This window comes from Psychroserpens sp. AS72, from assembly GCF_038900375.1.
Lineage (GTDB): Bacteria > Bacteroidota > Bacteroidia > Flavobacteriales > Flavobacteriaceae > Psychroserpens.
The window spans coordinates 298015-317153 of the sequence record NZ_JBBMRC010000002.1; the positions used below are offsets into that span (position 1 = coordinate 298015).

Consider the following 19139-nt stretch of genomic DNA (forward strand, 5'->3'; position numbering starts at 1 on the left):
ATAATTTGTTTTTCATCTTAAGGCATTCTTCAAAACCAATAAAAGATGAAATTATTAAAACTGCATTGTATTTTATTATTACTATTCATTTTTGCATGTAAGGACAAATCTCCAAAACCAAATCCTGCATTAGCATCTCTCGATTTACTTCGTGGTGACATCTTACTTTGTGGTAGCCCTGAGTTTGGCGATGTCAGTTTTGGGTTAGAATGTAAATATGATGTTCGAGAAACGTTTGATTTGGCTATTTCATTACTTCATTCTTTTGAATATGATGAAGCAGAAAAAGCATTTGTAAAAGTTATTGATGCAGATCCAGAATGTGCTATGGCATATTGGGGAATTGCCATGAGTACATATCATGAACTTTGGGCTCCTCCTGGACCAAAAGAACTAAAAAAAGGGGCCACACTCATAAACATAGCAGAATCTTTACCAAAATCAAAACGTGCAGAATTGTACTTAGATGCCTTAAAAGCATTTTATACAGATTGGGACACTATAGATCATAAAACTAGAGAGCTATTATATGAAAAGAAAATGGAGCACATCTATAACACTGAAAAAGATGATATTGAAGCTGGAATATTTTACGCTTTAGCCATCACTTCTGCTGCAGATCCAAATGACAAAACATATGTTAGTCAGAAAAAAGCAGGAGCTATTTTAAAGAAACTGTTCAAAGAACAACCTAATCATCCAGGAATTGCTCATTATGTCATTCACACGTATGATTATCCAGAAATAGCAGAAAATGCTTTGCAAACAGCTAGACGCTATGCAGAGATTGCTCCAGCATCTGCTCATGCGCAACATATGCCTTCTCATATTTTTACACGTTTAGGACTATGGCAAGAATCTATTGAAACTAATATAAACTCAGCAGCATCTGCTGTATGTTATGCAGAAAGTGTTAATCCTGATGCTAATTGGGTAGCAGAAATACATGCTATGGATTATCTGGTCTATGCTTATTTACAACAAGGAAACAATAAAGAAGCTAATGCACAATATGCCTATCTAAAAACCATAAAAAAGATTTTTCCTATTGATGACTTTGGAATTGCTTATCCAGCAAACGCAATTCCTGCTCGCATTGCATTAGAAAACAGACAATGGGAAAAAGCTGCTCAACTTGAACAACCTACAATGGAACTTAATTGGGACAAATTTCCTTGGACAAAATCAATATTACATTTTGCAAAAGCTTTAGGTTCTGCACGATCAGGTGATATCACATCTGCAGAATATGAACTTGAAATCATTAGATCTTTAAACAAAGAACTCCTTGAAATGAATAACGCTCAATCCACTTATAAAGCTGGCCAAGTATTAGTTGAAATCAAAACCACTGAAGCTTGGATTCAACTAGCAAAAGGAAATACTGAGGAGGCACTCACATTAATGAAGCATGCAGTAAAATTGGAGAGCGAAACTTCTAAGCATCCTGTTACTCCAGGAGAAGTCCTGCCTGCCGATGAACTCCTAGGAGATATGTTCTTAATTTTAAAGAAACCTCAAGACGCTTTAGAAGCCTACGAAATAAACTTAAAAGGACATCCTAATAGATTTAATGGGATTTATGGTGCTGCAATTGCTTCAAAACAATTAGGAAATACTGAAAAAGCAACTTTGTATTTTAAACAACTTCTAGAGCTTGTAAAAGATTCTAACAGTGATAGACCAGAATTACTAGAAGCAACTAATTATCTTAATAACACATCTATTTAATCCATCATAATGAATAGTAAAAAGCGGTATTTAGGTTATATTGTCTTATATATTTTCTTCGGAAATGTATCATGTAACACAAATACGCAAAAAGTATTACCAATCTATAATCCAGCAGATTTTAAATCAGAACTGGTTGATAAAAGCCTTAGAAATAAAAACTCAAATCATACCGTTTCAGATTTTAAACTCATCAATCAAAACGGACAAATTATCACGCAAGACAATTACAAGAACAAAATTTATGTCACCGATTTCTTTTTTACAAGTTGTGCCACTATTTGTCCTATTATGACAGATAATATGGCAAAAATTCAAAAGGAGTTTTTAAACAATGATGATATTATGTTCTTGTCACTTTCTGTTACTCCAGAAATAGATAGTGTTTCAGTTTTACGAAACTATGCAAATCAAAAAGGCGTTATTGATAAAAAGTGGAATGTCACTACAGGAGAAAAAAAGCACATCTACAATTTAGCACGTCAAAGCTACTTTGCTGTTGTAGAACAAGGTGATGGTGATCTCCAAGATTTTATTCACACACCAAACTTCATATTAATTGATAAGGACAAACAAATTCGAGGTATTTATGATGGCACAAATGTCGATGACATCAAACGTATTATTGAAGATATCTATGTTTTAGAAAACTAGATTATATCTTTTTATTACAATCCTAAAATTTTCAACAAATCCGTTATCTTTGAGTAAATTTCCATACTCTTTATGAACGACAGTCTTATTCTCATTTTAGCTATTATTTTATCTGCAGCCATTGGTGCCTATCTAGGTATGCTTTTTATTAAACTGAAAAGTAAAAGTGAACAGAGTACTTTAGAAGAACGCAACTCAAATTTAGCACAACAACTTCAAGAGTTAAAAATATTTCATCAAACTGAGAACGAGAAACAAGATTCTTATTTCAATACTAAGTTGGGAGAGCTTTCTCAGACGATTTCAAAAATTGAGAGTGAACGCGAAGAGATAAGAAGAGAAAAAGAATTTTTAAATACTGAGCTAGCTAGACGCAATAGTGAATATGAGAACCTTCAACAATTAAGCGATAAACGTGATGAAGAAATTGAATTACGTCAAGAACAGTTGCGTAAAGATTTTGAGTTACTAGCCACGAAAATCTTAGATGAAAAATCTGAGAAATTCACACTTCAGAATAAAGAAAACATCAAGAATATCTTGAATCCGTTACAGGAAAAAATTCAAATTTTCGAGAAAAAAGTAGATGATACTCAAAAGGAAAGTATAAGCATGCACTCTGCTTTGAAAGAACAATTATTAGGTTTAAAAGATTTGAACCAACAAATGACAAAAGAGGCTACCAATTTAACTAGAGCTTTAAAAGGTGATAGTAAAATGCAAGGTAATTGGGGAGAATTAGTTTTAGAGCGTGTGCTAGAAAAATCTGGTCTAGAAAAAGATAGAGAGTATTTTGTACAACAAAACTTTACTAGAGAAGATGGTACTAGAGTATTACCTGATATTGTTTTACACCTACCAGACAATAAAAAAATGATTATTGATAGTAAGGTGTCTTTAACAGATTATGAACGTTATGTTAATGCAGATGAAGATGAACGAGACTTTTATTTAAAAGCACACATCAATTCTATAAAAAAGCATGTTGATCAGTTGTCTGAAAAAAAATACGAAGATTTGTACGATATAGAAAGTCCGGATTTTGTATTACTTTTTATTCCAATAGAGCCAGCGTTTGCAGTAGCCATTAATGCAGATAACTCAATCTATAATAAAGCCTTTGAGAAAAATATTGTCATCGTTACACCTTCTACGCTGTTAGCAACATTAAGAACTGTTGATAGTATGTGGAATAATGAAAAGCAACAACGAAATGCCATAGAAATAGCCAGACAAGCTGGAGCATTATATGATAAATTTGAAGGTTTAGTAAAAGACTTAACAGGTGTTGGTAAAAAGATTGACGATGCTAAAAAAGACTATTCTTCTGCGATGAATAAATTAGTAGAAGGAAAAGGAAATCTTATAACAAGTGTTGAAAAAATCAAAAAATTAGGAGCTAAAGCTAAAAAATCATTGCCAGAGGCTATCATAAAAAGAGCCAAAGATGATGAAGAATAATCCCATTTACCTATTTGTGACGTCATTCAAAAGCAAAGAATTAACAAATTTAAAAGTTGAAAAAACATGAAAAAAATATTGAGCTTTCTGGTCATAGGAGTTATTGTTGTTCTCGCTTTATACTATGCTGTAATTTATTTTGTACCCTATAGTGAAGGGTATCGCTCTGGAGAACTCATTAAATTTAGCAGTAAAGGTTTTGTTGCTAAAACTTGGGAAGGTGAAATAAGCCAAGGAATCTCTGGCGCACAAATTTTCTCTTTTTCAGTATTAGATAAAGACGAAGAAGTTATAGCAGATTTAAAAAAGTTTCAAGGAGAATACGTTAAACTCACTTATATTGAACGTTATGGGACTTTCTTTTGGTTAGGTGATAGTAAATATTTTGTTACTAAAGTTGAACAAGAATCTTCCCCTCATTTTAGAAATAAAAACAATGACTTATAAAAAGATAGACTCGACAAGAATTAGCATTTCTCAACTTATGCAACCATCAAACTCCAATTTTGGAGGTAAAATTCATGGTGGATATATTTTGAACTTAATGGATCAAATTGCTTTTGCTTGTGCCTCTAAACATTCTGAAACGTATTGTGTTACTGCCTCTGTTGATACGGTTGATTTTTTAAATCCTATTGAAATTGGCGAATTAGTCACTATGAAAGCATCTATAAATTTTGTTGGCCGCACCTCAATGGTTGTTGGGATTAGAGTAGAATCTGAAAACATTAGAACCGGAGAAATCAAACACTGTAACTCGTCTTATTTTACAATGGTTGCAAAAGATGATAATGGTAACTCTGTAGAAGTGCCTGGACTCATAATCAATGATAAAACCGAAGTAAAGCGTTTTTTAAAATCCATAAAACGAACTGAAACTAAAAAACTTAGAAAAAAAGAATTTGAACATGCAGATTTTTCGCATACACACTACCTTGATGATTTAAAAAAATACCGTGTAAAAATTGAGCTTCCAGATAATTAGAAATTTGTACTCATCATAAAGATAGTTTTAATGAAAACCTCGAGGTATAGCTTTGAGGTTTTTTTGTGATTAGAAATGAACTCTAAATACGGCATTTGGTGTGATACCTAATGAATTTTGTGACGTTTCACTCACGCTATCATCACTAATTCTATAAAACTTATTAATTTCATTATTCGTATTAAATAGATTCCAAATAGAAACACCAAGATCTGCTTTCGTGTTTTTAAAAAGCTTAATATTATATACTGCGGAAACATCAACTCTCAAGTAATCTTTAAGCATTCTAGAGTTTGTAGTCTCAAAATTGATAGCATCATCTACAATTTCATTTCCAACAATTGGTTGTGTTGTTGGACGTCCAGAATGCCAATTCAATCCCGTAGATAGTTTTAAATCTCTTAACGTATAATTAGCTCCAAATGAAACAGTATGAGTGATATCAAAATTATTAGGAAACATTTTTTCTTGTAGAGCATCAAAAGTATAATCACTATTTAAATACGAATAGCTTAACCACGTTGTAAATTCTTTAATTTGTTTTCTTAAAATAAAATCTACGCCAAACGTGTCATAACTGCCACTTGTTTTCACAAACTCATATTGATTTTGAAACCCTTGGCTTTGTGTCGTAATTCCGCTTACATATTTATAAAATGAATCTAAGCTAATAAGCCATCCTTTTTTATTAAAACTTAATCCTAATGAGACTTGTTTACTCTTAATCACAGGAATGTCCTCATTATTAGATAATTGCCATCGACGCTTTTCTATACCTAAAAAGTCATTCTGAAAATTAATCACTTGAGACGTATTTTGATGTTTAAACTCTCCCAAAAATTCTACAGCAAAATTGCTTAAAAATTGATAGGTAATTGACAATCTTGGTTCTAAAATATGCTTTTTAAACTTATCTATATAATTATGTCGCAAACCAAAACTTAAGCTTGTTTTTTTATTTAACGACGTGTAATATAATTGAGAAAAGAGTCCGTGAGTTCTAACAACTTCAGAAATTAAAGATTTAAAACGAGGTGAATCAACATCATCTAAATTTGTGATTTCAGTTTCTACAAAATGATACCCATTTAAAATTTGTAGATGATCATTAAGCTTATAATTAGCTAGAAATTTTAAACTAGTTTCAGATACTATATTTTCTTGCTGAAACCTTTGTGCATCAAGTATATTAGCATTTATAGCTTTTAGTTTATAATCGGTTTCATAGGCTTCAAAAGTGGTTTGCCAAGTATCATTCCAAACTCTACTATAATGTAATGCACCAGCAATACTATTTTGACTTAAACTGCTTTGACGAGACGTTTCTACATTATCAATTAAGGAGTTTTCATTAAATCGCAATTCGTTATTTGCAGTTAAAAAATTAACTTGTAATTGATCTTTATCTGAAATCTCATAAAGCCATCTTAACGACATATCATAGAAATCAAATTCTTGGTCAGAATTCACAATATCGTTAGCGTTAGATTCAACTTCCGTATTTTGAGATATACGCTCAAAAAAGTTAGAATATGTTGGAGTTTCAGTAAAATCACTAATCGATTTTCTAGCTGCGATTTGCAACGATGACTTTTCACTTAAGGGAACATCTGCAAAACCATTTGCATCAATAAAATTGACACCTAGACTTCCTTTTAAAGTATCATTAATTTTAGTGCTAGTTTCCATAGCGATAGTTCCTGAGACACCATCTGTAAGTGTTGTGTTAGTCCCATTTTTTAATACATTGACCTGTTGTGTTATCTGCGGATTAAACATAGATATCAAACCAAAGAAATGACCAGATTGATACATCTTAATGCCGTCCCAAAGTATTAAATTCTGGTCGTGGGTTCCACCTCTAATATTAATATTTGAAACAGTTTCGTTAATACTTTGAACTCCAGGAAATGCTTGTACTGCCTGCAATACATCTGGTTCTATTAAACCTGGTAAAATATCTAATTGAGAGAAATCAATTTTATAAGACCCATTATTTAATTTATTAATTCCTTTTACAATGTATTGAGAAACGACAACGGGAGATAATTGCTGAAGATTAAAAGCGGTGTTTTTAATACTAACCAAAATAAAAGTACCATCTAAATTTTTAAATGAAAATTTAGTATTTAACTCTAGATAAGATAAAGCCTGATTTAAGGTTAAAGTTTCCGAAGGAGGAATAATTAAAACTCCTTTTAGGCTAGCCTCAGCATAATTAAACTGAATATTATACTGGTGCTGTAATGTAGTTAAAACTTGAGTTAATGGCTGTTTTTTTTGTGTATTTTGAGCAATAGTTACAAACGATAGCGCAAAAAATAGAAAACATAAAAAATATACTTTATTTTTTATTGCCATAAATCACTACATCATTTGAAGCATTAATTTTATAGGTCAAACCCATGGGCTGTGTAATAGATATAAGGGCATTTTCAATATTATCATGCATAAATCCTCCTGTAAATAAACGATCTTCATTTACATTTGAAAGTCTAATTTTGATATCATATTGACGTTCAACTTCTGCTAGAACAGCTTTATAAGGAAGTGCTTTAAATGTACTTTTATTGGATGTCCATTCTGGTTTTGAAGATGTCGTCTTGTCTACAGAAAAAGAATCTTCCAAAATTCTAAACGTATCTCCTGCTAATAACTGTTTTGTGTGAGATCCTGAGGTTACACTTACTATGCCTTCAAAACACTGTACTTCAAAATAATGATCTCGTTGTTTTACATTAAATGCTGTACCTACAACTGTAACAATACCTTGAGAGGTGATTACATCAAAAGTTTCACCTTTGGAAACTTCAAAATAAGCTTCACCATTTAGATTCAAACTTCTATTGTTTTCCCAATCTTTTTTACTGTAATTAATTATTGAACCTGCATTTAATGTCACTTTTGAAGCATCTGGAAGTTCAACTGTAGTATGTTGAGTAGCTAATGTTTGTACTTGACTAAGTGTATCATAGAACATTGTAAAATAAACACCTAAAGCAATAACTATAACACTAGCAATTCTCAGAACTGGTTTTAACCATTTGATTCTTTTTGATCTACTACTCTTATTTTGGTATGCCGTTTTAAACTCATTAAATGATTCTGGTTTAGAAAAATTTGAGGCTTTAAATTGTTTTCCGCTTCTAACAATAGCTTTATATAATGCAAAATCTTCTCCTTGCTCAAAAGTGTCCATTTCGGCAGCAGATAACTCATTATTCAACCATTTTTTGATTTGGTCTTCTTTACTCATAAATATATTCCTATTAATATAACAACCTCACTCCTATTTCTCCTGATTATTTTATTTTAAATCCTTCTAATTCTTTCTTTAAAATATTAAATGCACTATAAATACGATACTCAACAACTTTATTAGTAACTCCTAAAAAATCGGCTATCTCACGATGAGTCTTACCTTCTGCCTTACTTAACAAAAATGCGACACGTTGATCTTCAGTCAAACTTTCTAGTACTTTTTTATAACGTTCAAAAAACTGCTCTTGCTCTAAAATAAACTCTGGTGTTTCATTTGTATGAGATCTAGGAGCCATTTTTTGATGATTAAGAACCACTTTATGGTGTTTAATATCATTGAGCACCATATTATTTGCAACAGTAAACAAAAATGATTTGGCTTTACTTAATGTAACCTTTTTACAATTATCCCAAAGTTTAATAAACGCGTCTTGCACTTTATCTTTTGGGTTAAACTGTTCGCCATATTTATAATATAAAAAATTATGAACGTCTTTAGAATATGTATTATACACATGTTCAAAAACTTTGGCTTCACATATATTTTCGTTTAAATCTTTTGGCAAGTTGTTTATTTTTAGAATCTAAAGGTAAATATATTTTTATTTTATTTTCAGGAGTTTTAAAAGTTGAGTTGTTATATATTAAACAGCATTAGAAATATTCAAATGCAAAATCATGAAAACAACAATTAAATCAACTTTAATTTTACTTTTCTTATCTCTTATGGTGTTTACATCATGTAGAACTGAGGAGACCGAATTCATAAATACTCCTCCAGAAGACACTATAGAAAGTAATTCTACTATAGCAAGTTTGATTCAACGTACTGTAACTAATGATGGATCTAATGATAATATTTTAGATTTAGCCAATTGTTTCAATATTAAACTACCTATAAATGTTACTGCAAACTCAATTCCTGTCAACATAAATACTAGTGAGGATTATTATGCCGTAGAATCCATTTTTGATGAATTCATAGATGATACAGATGCTCTAGATATTACATTTCCTGTCACAATTGTGAATTCAGATTTTTCCGAAGATATTATAAATAATATGAGTGAACTTAATACTAAAGCAAGCAATTGTAATGGAGAAAACACTAGTGATGATGATATTGAATGTATTGATTTTATATATCCGTTTTCAGCATCAAAATTTAATATAACTAATGAAATAATTTCTACGGAAACGTTTACTAACGATCAAGATTTGTACAGTTTTATTGAAGACATTTCGACAGATGATATAACGAGTATAAACTTTCCAATATCTGTTCTATTATCAAACGGCACATCATTAGAAATTAATTCACTCAGCGAACTTGAAACAACAATAGAAAACGAACAAAACGTTTGTGATGAAGATGATGATTTTGATTACAATGATGATGATTGTGATGATTGTACTCAAGAATTACTAGCCAACTACTTAACCGGTTGTCAAAATTGGTATGTTGATAAAGCTAGACGAAATAACTTCAATTATGATGATATTTATGATGGTTACGATTTTAATTTCGCTACAGATGGCACAGTAACCGCTTACTGGAATTCTACATCAGCAACTGGCACATGGTCCACCTCAGGTATAGCAAATAATATAACTGTAAACATAAATATTCCAGGACTGTCGTATTGTAATAATACTTGGAATCTCCAAGAAATAAATACTAATAACTTAACAAAAATTGATTTGAGAATTGATGATGAAGATAGACTGAGATATCGAAATACTTGCAATTGAAAATAACTCACTTTTGAAAAAGAAAAATTAAGGAATTAATTGTTTAGTAGTTGTCCAAAATTGCAAATACATGAACTGCTTTAACATAAAAAAGTTGAAGCAGTTTATAAATCAAAAATAAATTAACTATTACATAAACAAAAAACTATGAAAACAAATTACTTATTTAAAATCGCGTTTACACTTTTATTTACAGCTTTCTTAGGTCAACAAACCAATGCTCAAGAATTTAAGCTATTAGTTGTTGATCCAGCAGCAGATACAGTTACCATCAAGAATTTTGGTACCACAACAGCAAATGTTGGAAATTACAGACTATGCTCACTATTTGGATATAAGACGCTCTCTTCACAGACAACCTTAGTTAGTGGTTCATTCAATCTTGCTCCAAATGAAGAAGTCACAGTATCTATTAGCGGTAATTACTTGAATGATACTGCTGCAGATTTAGGTCTTTATCTACCTACAGGTAATTTTGGGACTGCTGCCAATATGGTAGACTTCACACAATGGGGAAGTGGTGGAAATGGACGTGAAAATGTAGCAGTAGCCAAAGGGATTTGGACTGCAGGCACATTTATAAACGTAGCACCACCTTACCATTTTAATGGTAATGTATCAGATTTTGGTGTAAACTTTTGGGATACACTTTTAAGTGTTAATGACTTTGACGCAATTTCAAGTTTTAGTTTGTATCCAAATCCTACAAATTCAATATTACATATTGAACTAAATAACAATCAAGTAGATGTAACTTATGACATTTACGATGTTCTTGGAAAACTAATAACTTCGGAAATATTAGAACCTGGAAATTCATCTAAAATTGATGTTTCTAACTGGAACAATGGTTTATATCTTATTAAAATTTCAAATGGAGATAACACTGAAACTAAACGCTTTGTAAAGCATTAAACATAGTGATTTTAGTTAGTATCAAATTATATTTTAAATTAATAATGCAAAAAGCCATCTTTAAAAGATGGCTTTTACTATATATATGATTTAATATCTTATTGCTTAATAAAACGTTTTGTTTGTGTGACATCATCACTAGAGACTCTTACGATGTAAACACCAGTATTCCATTTACTAACATCAACAGATATTGTTTGAAGACTTCCTACTTCTTCCTCTATTACTTTTTTACCTAACAAGTCAAAAACTCTAAGTGTAGCATTCTCAATACTACTAGGAATACTAACGTTTAGATTTAATGATGCAGGATTTGGCGAAATATTAAATTTGGTAATCTCTTCAAAATTTTCGGTATTTAGTAAAGTATCCCAAAATGCAACACCTCTATCATTAGCGCCTCCAATAAATTCATAAGGAGCTGCTACATTTATAAATGTTCCTGCAGTCCAAAAATTATTTGTGACAGCTACAGATTCTCTACCATTGCCTCCACTTCCCCATTGAGTAAAATCTATCATGCTTGCAGGAGTACCAAAGTTACCCGTTGGTAAATACAAACCTAAATCTGCAGCATCATCAATTGCATTACCTCCTGATAATGCAACTGTTACTTCAACTGTTGCATTAGGCATCAAATTTAAAAAACCATCAATTAATGCCATATCACTCAAAGTCCCATATTTAAATTTTGAGCATAATCTATAGCTTGTAATATTTATAGTTGTAGCTCCAAAATTTTTGATTTTAATACGCTCAGTAGAAGGATCAACTTCAGTGATTCTTAATTGTGCATTGGCATTTTGAATAGAAAACCCAAAACAAAAAATGAGTAAAAGACTATAAAATGTGTATTTTTTTCTCATAATATCTTGTTTAACAAATTGAAGTCTCCTACAATTTAGTGAAATTTTAATTAAATTATGAGTGTAACTAAAAATAAAAAACCCACTAATTGTTCATTAATGGGTTTTAATATTAGAATGATTATTTTATTTATTGCTTCACAAAACGCTTTGTAAGTGTTTGTTGACTTGTTGAGATTCTTACAAGATATACTCCCGAATTCCATCTTGAGACATCAATTGATGAATTCAAACCATTGACCTCTTTGAAGTATACTTTTTTACCTAAAATATCATAAACAGTAATAGTTGCATTATCTAAATTTTGAGATAAATTGATGTTTAATTTTGAAGTTGCTGGATTTGGAGAGATTTCAAATTCGTTCTGAACCTGTAATTCTTGAGTACTCAACGTTGTTGATGCTGTAATATTATCTAAATTAATTGTTGACACTACTACATCTGGATTTGCCCATGTTGGAGAATTACTACTCAATATTCTCATTGTATTAACGGCTGCTAATGCGTCGCTAATTGAAACAGCTCCTGATCCTCCAACAGATGTAAAATCTGAGGCAGAAATTGGAATAGTAACCGGTTGCCAACCAGAACCTGCTATAACATTAACAGCATTGGTTGTACATATTCTTTTACCGTTAGGACCTTGAAATGCTATTCTTAAGTTTAAATCATTGGTTAAAACTCTAACATCAAATTTAATAGCTACAATACCTTCACTTATATAGTTTGAAGACCACTGTGCACCAGCATTAAATATAACCATTTTGCTGCCTGCACCACCAGATTCAGGAGGAGTTGACGTATATGTTAAATAATTATCGTCTACACCATCTGGTCCATCTGTAGTAACATTTGCAGGTGGTGAAACCGCAGAACTTGGGCTTCCAATAATCCAATCTTGAGTTGTACCATCCTCAAAATCGTCTATCTGATTGGCAGACACCTGCGACAGTGCAACTAAAGAGGTTAATAACAATGATAAAAAAAGTAATATTGTTTTCATAGCCTATATTATTCTATTGAAATCTGTTATAATACTTTAAAAGTATAGCAAAAATGATTCCAATTTAGCAATTTTCAAATTTTCATCTAATTTAGTGATAAAAGGTAAATTAATTAAGACCTCCTTTAAAAAAACTTGTTGAATCCAAAATAAGAAAGGCTACAAACAATGTTTGTAGCCTTTCTTTTATTTTTAATCTATTTGTCTATTGCTTCATGAAACGTTTCATTACAACAGATGTTTCCGAAGAAATTTTAATAATATATAAACCACTATTCCATTTAGAAATATCAAAAGTGGTTACAATTGCATTTATCTTTCTATTTAAAACTTTTTTACCTAAAACGTCATAAATTTCAACAACTGCATTATTATTAAACGTTCCCAATTCTAAAGTAAAATTGTTTTTAGCTGGATTAGGAGATATTTTAAAATCATTAACTTCAAAAGTATCATTACTTAAAGTTAAACCTTGCATAGTAATTCCTCTGTTATTACCATGCCACACTAATGGATCGTTATCAAATCTCGCTAAAGCCCAAACAAGTTCTAAGGTCGTTGCACTTGCAGAAAACACATAATCGTTAGGGTTACCAGTATTATTTAATCTAGTTGAAACTACTGTTCTAACACCAGATGGTACATCTAACGTATTTGAAACTGTAGTCCAATCACGCTCACCTTCTCTATCTTCTGTTGGCGTAATTCCTGTTGCATCTTGTCCTGGATCTTGACCTTCAAAGCCATAATACCTATCTGTTACAGATGTATTATCAAATATTACAACATCTCCTCCTGAGGTCATACTCTGCACTCCAAACCCAACACCAAACCATCTCAAATCTGGACCAGTCATTGTTAATGTAGTCGTGGTTGCATCAACATCTATTTGTACAGTATATGGTGTGCCAGTATTATTGGCAAAACTCATTACACCTGTAGTATAGCTTTGAGAAAAAGCCATAGTAAAGCAAAAAACACCAATTAAGGCTAAAGTAATTTTTTTCATAGTAATTATTTTTTATTGATAAGATCAATTATCGATTTGTTATTAGTCATAGCTGCATATTCTTTTGCTGAATTCCCTCTCTTATCTTTGAAATCCACATCTGCTTTAGCATCCATGAGTAATTTAATTATTTTTTCATTTCTAAAAATAATAGCATAATGCAAAGGCGTTGTACCATTTACATCTGCTATATTCGGATTAGCATTTAACTCAAGTAAACGCTCAATAATTACGGGTCTGTTTTTATAAACAGCAGCCATTAGTGGTGTACCGTAATCACTATTTCCATCAATATCATTTACTTCGGAAGCTAAAAACAAAGCAACCTCAGTATTTCCTTTATAACATGCTAATGTTAAAGGAACATAACCTTCTTTATTTGCTGTATTAATCGTATCAGAGTTAATTTTCATTAACGCTTTAACCTCTTCTATTGTACCAGTACGAGCAACATCAAAAATATCTTTTTGGGCAAAAGAAATAAATGTTACCAGTAGGCAGTTGATTAAACAGAATTGTTTGATATTCAAAATTATAGGTTATCAGAAATGTTTTGCAATTTAATAAATTAAAAACTCTTTTAAAGAGTCGTTTAACGAATAAATTGGCTATTTGCTCAAATACATTTTACGTCTAGAATACAAATTATAGAACTCATCATCCTTTAAACTATCAATAAATAAGATGCTTTCTCCAGTACTTTTCATTTCTGGACCTAGTTTTTTATTCACATTTGGAAACTTATTAAACGAGAATACTGGTTGCTTAATCGCATAACCTTCTAATTGTGGATTAAAATCAAAATCAGTCACTTTCTTTTCACCTAACATGACTTTAGTTGCATAATTCACATAAGGTTCTCCATACGCTTTAGAAATAAATGGCACTGTACGTGATGCTCTTGGATTAGCTTCAATAATATATACAATATCATCTTTTATAGCGAATTGAATATTTATTAAACCAACGGTATTTAATGCTAGTGCAATCTTTTTTGTATGATCTTTAATTTGTTGCATTACAAACTCACCTAAATTAAAAGGTGGTAACGTTGCGTTACTATCACCAGAGTGAATTCCGCAAGGTTCAATATGTTCCATGATACCAATGATGTACACATTTTCTCCATCACAAATGGCATCAGCTTCAGCCTCTATTGCTCCATCAAGATAATGATCTAAGAGCAATTGATTTCCTGGCATTCGTCGTAATAAATCAACAACATGCTCTTCTAGCTCTTGTTTATTTATTACAATTTTCATCCCTTGACCTCCAAGAACGTAAGATGGTCTTACCAAAATTGGAAAATCTAAAACATCTGCAATTGCAGCTGCTTCATCTGCTGTTGTTGCGATATCAAATTGTGGATAAGGAATATTATTTTCCTTTAAAAGATTTGAGAACAAGCCTCTATCTTCAGCTAAATCTAGAGATTGATAAGTTGTACCAATAATTTTTATTCCGTAGCGATCTAATTTTTCAGCTAACTTTAAAGCGGTTTGTCCACCTAGTTGAACAATGACACCTTCGGGCTTTTCATGACGAATAATATCATAAATATGTTCCCAAAACACAGGTTCGAAATATAATTTATCTGCAATATCAAAATCGGTAGACACCGTTTCAGGATTACAATTGATCATAATGGTTTCGTAGCCACATTCCGCAGCTGCTAATACACCATGTACACAACAGTAATCAAACTCTATACCTTGACCAATTCTATTTGGACCAGATCCTAAAACGATAATTTTCTTTTTATCTGAAACAACACTTTCATTGGCTGGAAATATGTTTCCTTCGGAAGTTTCTACTTCATTTTCAAACGTAGAATAGTAATATGGCGTTTGCGCTTTAAATTCCGCAGCACACGTATCTACTAATTTATAGACACGATTAATTTTTAATTCGTCACGTTTATTATACACTTGGCTTTCTAAGCATTTAAGCATATGAGCAATTTGTCTGTCTCCATAACCTTTCTGCTTTGCTTCTAATAATAAATCACGCTCAATAGTCTCAATTGTAAATGTCGAAATTTCTATTTCTAGTTGATGAAGTTCTTCATATTGTTTTAAGAACCACATATCAATTTTAGTGATTTCGTGGATTCTACTCAATGGAATTCCCATTTGAATCGCATCATAAATTGCAAACACACGATCCCAACTAGCAAATGTGAGTTTATCAATTATTTGCTGATAATCTTTGTATCCTTTACCATCTGCTCCTAAACCATTACGTTTAATTTCAAGTGATTGAGTTGCTTTATGTAGTGCTTCCTGAAATGAACGTCCAATTGCCATCACTTCACCTACTGCTTTCATTTGTAGGCCTAAAGTTCTATCTGAGCCTTCAAATTTATCGAAATTCCAACGAGGAATCTTCACAACCACATAGTCTAAAGTAGGTTCAAATAAAGCAGAAGTAGATCCTGTAATTTGATTATTTAACTCATCTAAGGTGTAACCTATTGCTAGTTTTGCTGCAATTTTTGCAATTGGGTAACCTGTTGCTTTACTTGCTAATGCTGACGATCGAGACACACGAGGATTAATCTCAATTGCAATTATTTCTTCTTTTTCATCAGGACTAACAGCAAATTGCACATTACAACCACCTGCAAAATCACCAATACTACGCATCATATGGATTGCCATATCACGCATTTTTTGAAATGTTTTATCAGACAAGGTCATTGCAGGAGCTACAGTAATAGAGTCTCCTGTATGAATTCCCATAGGATCCATATTTTCAATAGTACAAATAATAACAACATTATCATTAGAGTCACGTAATAACTCTAATTCATATTCTTTCCAGCCAATTAAGGCTTTATCTATCATGACTTCGTGAATTGGAGAGACTTCTAAACCACGAGTTAATAATTCATCAAAATCTTCTTCTTTATAAACGATAGCTGCACCATCACCACCTAAAGTAAATGATGCTCTAATGACTAAAGGAAAGCCAAACTCCTGAGCAATTTCTTTTCCTTTTAAATAAGATGTAGCTGTTGCTTGTGGTGCCATACCAACACCAATTTTAAGCATAAGCTCTCTAAACTTTTCTCTATCTTCAGTAATATTAATAGCATCAATATCAACACCTATAATATCTACGTTGAAATCTTTCCATATGCCTTTTTCATCTGCTTCAATACAAAGATTTAATGCAGTTTGTCCACCCATTGTTGGTAAAACAGCATCAATATGAGGATGCTCTTTTAATATTTTAATGATAGACTTTGTGGTTAAAGGCAACAGATACACATGGTCTGCCATGGTAGGATCTGTCATTATTGTTGCAGGATTAGAATTGATTAATATTGTTTCAATTCCATCTTCACGAAGTGAACGTAAAGCTTGTGTTCCAGAATAATCAAATTCGCAGGCTTGTCCAATAACTATTGGACCTGAGCCAATGATAAGGATAGATTTTAATTTTTCATTTTTTGGCATGATCGAGTTTTTTTTATGGTTGCAAAAATAAGTAACGAATGGGTACAAAAAAAGGCGTTACACCTAAGTAACGCCTTTTAAATATTAACAATTGTTAATCATTATCTTTTATGTCTAGTTTCAGTTGACACAGACAATTTCTTTCTTCCTTTAGCTCTTCTACGTGCTAAAACTTTTCTTCCATTTACAGAAGCCATTCTTTCTCTAAAACCGTGTTTATTTCTTCTCTTTCTTTTTGACGGTTGAAACGTTCTTTTTGGCATTGTCGTATCTTTTTAAAAAACTTAAATTCTTTTTATGGTTTTGAACTCTTCTCAAAACTGCGTGCAAATATACAAAGAGTTTTTACTTTGCCAAACCAAAATTTAAAAATATTTTGTGTTAAATATAACAATCCCATAACTAGCTACTAATTGACAAAAAATTAGTTTCTTTGTAAATTGAAAATTTAATAACTAAATGAAACCCTTTTTTACAACAATTCTCGTTGCATTTATTGCGACTACAAGCGTATTGAACGCACAAACAAGCCTAACTTACAACTTACAGGTTGGTGATCAATTTAAAATAAAACAAGTTGCCAATCAAGACATTGTTCAAGACATGAATGGTCAAAAGCACGAAATGAAAAATCTACTTGAAGGTGATTTTACATTTATTGTTGAAGAAGTCAATGATAGTTTATATGGTTTAAAATTTAAATTTGACCGTTTTAAAATGGTATCGTCTTCGAATTTAATTGGTGAGATTATTTCGGTTAATACAAATGATAGTATTGCTGATGATGATATTGAAGGAAAAATTTTCGCTCAATTAGTTACAGTAGATTTGGCAATGGACATGTATAAAAATGGTAAGATTAAATCTATTGAAGGTTCTAATGAATTAATTTCAAAAATGGTTAATGCTGTTGGAGATATAGATGAGTTTACAAAAGAGGTCATGAAAGAATCTATGAAAGGTGAGTTTAGTAACGAAAGTCTTTCAAAGAGCTTTGAACAAATGACGTATATCTATCCTAACACAACTGTAAACATTGGAGATAGTTGGGAAAATGATTTTGAAGGCGATTTATCTTCAAAAAACACTTGGACCCTAGATAACATCACTGATGATGAAATTATTATTACTGGCAAAAGTAGCGTTATCTTTCTAAATAAGGATGCTGATGTTGAAATGAATCTAAATGGTGATATGACTTCTAATCTTATTATTTCAAAAGAAACTGGTTTTGTAAAAACAATGACTACAACCTCTGCAGTTGAAGGAAATTCAATCATGCACAAAATGAATGATTTAAAAGTACCTACAACAATTACATCAAATATTACATATAAAATAGAAAAACATGTTCAATAAAAATATCAAATTAGTCATAGCTGGATTAATAATAGCTTATGCTGTTTATCAATTTACCGAAGGTTATATTGGTAATGGCATCATGTACATTTTATTATCTCTTATATTTATTTTCTTATACTTCAAAAATGAATTTATACTACTTGCATTTTTAAAACTTAGAAAACAAGATTTTGAAGGTGCTAAACTTTGGTTAAATAAAATTAAGAATCCACCAAGTGCTCTTGTTAAAAAACAAGAAGGTTACTACAATTATCTTCATGGTGTTATGGTTTCTCAAACCAATATGAACGAAGCCGAAAAATACTTTAAAAAAGCACTAAACCTTGGTCTTTCTATGGATCATGATGTGGCAATGGCTAAATTAAATCTTGCTGGAATTGCTTTTAGCAAACGCAGACCTATTGAAGCTAAACAGCTTTTAAATGAAGCTCAAAAATTAGATAAACGAGGTATTTTAACAGAGCAAATTAAGATGATGAAAGATGGGATGAAAAAGTCTCAAGGACCAAAGCAACATTACGGAAATCGTAATATGGGAAGACGTTAACACTCCTCTTTTCAACGTCTTTTTATCGATTTATTATTCATCTAGTGTTCATTTCTCTAGTAAATAGAGCTTTTCAACGAGTTTTTATACGCAATTTTACTATTACGTCTACATTTGCAGCCAGTTAAACAA

General features: G+C 31.4%; 18 protein-coding genes. 9 read left to right on the top strand and 9 right to left on the bottom strand.

All coding sequences use genetic code 11. The features are described 5' to 3' along the window. The first annotated feature begins 45 nt into the window (after window positions 1-45). The 5 genes from WNY78_RS04860 (at window position 46) to WNY78_RS04880 (ending at window position 4831) form a co-directional block, all read left to right on the top strand. Window positions 46-1731, top strand: coding sequence for a hypothetical protein (locus WNY78_RS04860; RefSeq protein WP_342872062.1), 1686 nt, complete (start codon window positions 46-48; stop codon window positions 1729-1731). Window positions 1732-1740: 9 nt separating this feature from the next. Further along, window positions 1741-2385 (top strand): SCO family protein, encoded by a 645-nt coding sequence (locus WNY78_RS04865; RefSeq protein WP_342872063.1) that lies wholly within the window; start codon window positions 1741-1743, stop codon window positions 2383-2385. A 72-nt stretch (window positions 2386-2457) separates the two neighbouring features. Further along, window positions 2458-3846, top strand: coding sequence for a DNA recombination protein RmuC (gene rmuC, locus WNY78_RS04870; RefSeq protein ID WP_342872064.1), 1389 nt, complete (start codon window positions 2458-2460; stop codon window positions 3844-3846). A 66-nt stretch (window positions 3847-3912) separates the two neighbouring features. Then, entirely contained in the window at window positions 3913-4293 is a 381-nt protein-coding gene (locus WNY78_RS04875) for a 6-phosphogluconate dehydrogenase (protein WP_342872065.1), read from the top strand. Next, window positions 4283-4831: an acyl-CoA thioesterase gene (locus tag WNY78_RS04880; protein WP_342872066.1), complete on the top strand. Its 549-nt coding sequence runs from the start codon at window positions 4283-4285 to the stop codon at window positions 4829-4831. The genes WNY78_RS04875 and WNY78_RS04880 overlap by 11 nt, the downstream gene beginning before the upstream one ends. Before the next feature lie 69 nt (window positions 4832-4900). On the opposite strand, the gene WNY78_RS04885 is transcribed toward WNY78_RS04880, so the two are convergent. From WNY78_RS04885 to WNY78_RS04895, 3 genes are read right to left on the bottom strand one after another with little or no spacing between them, the layout of a single operon-like run. Then, window positions 4901-7192: a TonB-dependent receptor plug domain-containing protein gene (locus tag WNY78_RS04885; RefSeq protein ID WP_342872067.1), complete on the bottom strand. Its 2292-nt coding sequence runs from the start codon at window positions 7190-7192 to the stop codon at window positions 4901-4903. After that, complete coding sequence (locus WNY78_RS04890; RefSeq protein WP_342872068.1) at window positions 7176-8087, bottom strand: FecR family protein; 912 nt, start codon at window positions 8085-8087, stop codon at window positions 7176-7178. Before WNY78_RS04890 ends, WNY78_RS04885 begins: the two co-directional genes overlap by 17 nt. 46 nt (window positions 8088-8133) lie before the next feature. Continuing rightward, on the bottom strand, window positions 8134-8658 hold the full coding sequence (locus tag WNY78_RS04895; protein WP_342872069.1) for a sigma-70 family RNA polymerase sigma factor: 525 nt from the start codon (window positions 8656-8658) through the stop codon (window positions 8134-8136). Window positions 8659-8770: 112 nt separating this feature from the next. Here WNY78_RS04895 and WNY78_RS04900 point away from each other — a divergent pair, with 112 nt between their 5' ends. Both WNY78_RS04900 and WNY78_RS04905 read left to right on the top strand, forming a co-directional pair. Continuing rightward, window positions 8771-9844: a hypothetical protein gene (locus WNY78_RS04900; RefSeq protein WP_342872070.1), complete on the top strand. Its 1074-nt coding sequence runs from the start codon at window positions 8771-8773 to the stop codon at window positions 9842-9844. Between the two features lie 147 nt (window positions 9845-9991). After that, the gene (locus tag WNY78_RS04905) at window positions 9992-10759 is read left to right on the top strand and encodes a T9SS type A sorting domain-containing protein (protein WP_342872071.1); all 768 of its coding nucleotides are present in this window, start codon (window positions 9992-9994) and stop codon (window positions 10757-10759) included. A gap of 98 nt (window positions 10760-10857) precedes the next feature. Here the strand turns inward: WNY78_RS04905 and WNY78_RS04910 are convergent, their stop codons facing one another. From WNY78_RS04910 to rpmH, 6 genes are all read right to left on the bottom strand, one after another. Beyond that, complete coding sequence (locus WNY78_RS04910) at window positions 10858-11625, bottom strand: T9SS type A sorting domain-containing protein (protein WP_342872072.1); 768 nt, start codon at window positions 11623-11625, stop codon at window positions 10858-10860. 130 nt (window positions 11626-11755) lie between these two features. Then, the gene (locus tag WNY78_RS04915; RefSeq protein WP_342872073.1) at window positions 11756-12628 is read right to left on the bottom strand and encodes a T9SS type A sorting domain-containing protein; all 873 of its coding nucleotides are present in this window, start codon (window positions 12626-12628) and stop codon (window positions 11756-11758) included. 205 nt (window positions 12629-12833) lie between these two features. Beyond that, window positions 12834-13637: a T9SS type A sorting domain-containing protein gene (locus WNY78_RS04920; protein ID WP_342872074.1), complete on the bottom strand. Its 804-nt coding sequence runs from the start codon at window positions 13635-13637 to the stop codon at window positions 12834-12836. A 5-nt stretch (window positions 13638-13642) separates the two neighbouring features. After that, a complete protein-coding gene (locus WNY78_RS04925; RefSeq protein ID WP_342872075.1) occupies window positions 13643-14167 on the bottom strand; it encodes an ankyrin repeat domain-containing protein in 525 nt (174 codons plus the stop codon). A 78-nt stretch (window positions 14168-14245) separates the two neighbouring features. Continuing rightward, on the bottom strand, window positions 14246-17098 hold the full coding sequence (gene carB, locus WNY78_RS04930; protein WP_342872076.1) for a carbamoyl-phosphate synthase large subunit: 2853 nt from the start codon (window positions 17096-17098) through the stop codon (window positions 14246-14248). A 101-nt stretch (window positions 17099-17199) separates the two neighbouring features. Next, entirely contained in the window at window positions 17200-17361 is a 162-nt protein-coding gene (gene rpmH, locus WNY78_RS04935) for a 50S ribosomal protein L34 (RefSeq protein WP_040278062.1), read from the bottom strand. A 196-nt stretch (window positions 17362-17557) separates the two neighbouring features. Between rpmH and WNY78_RS04940 the strand changes: the two genes are divergently transcribed. Both WNY78_RS04940 and WNY78_RS04945 read left to right on the top strand, forming a co-directional pair. After that, window positions 17558-18457, top strand: coding sequence for a DUF6263 family protein (locus tag WNY78_RS04940; RefSeq protein ID WP_342872077.1), 900 nt, complete (start codon window positions 17558-17560; stop codon window positions 18455-18457). Beyond that, window positions 18447-19007, top strand: coding sequence for a DUF2892 domain-containing protein (locus WNY78_RS04945; protein ID WP_342872078.1), 561 nt, complete (start codon window positions 18447-18449; stop codon window positions 19005-19007). The genes WNY78_RS04940 and WNY78_RS04945 overlap by 11 nt, the downstream gene beginning before the upstream one ends. Window positions 19008-19139 lie beyond the last annotated feature (132 nt).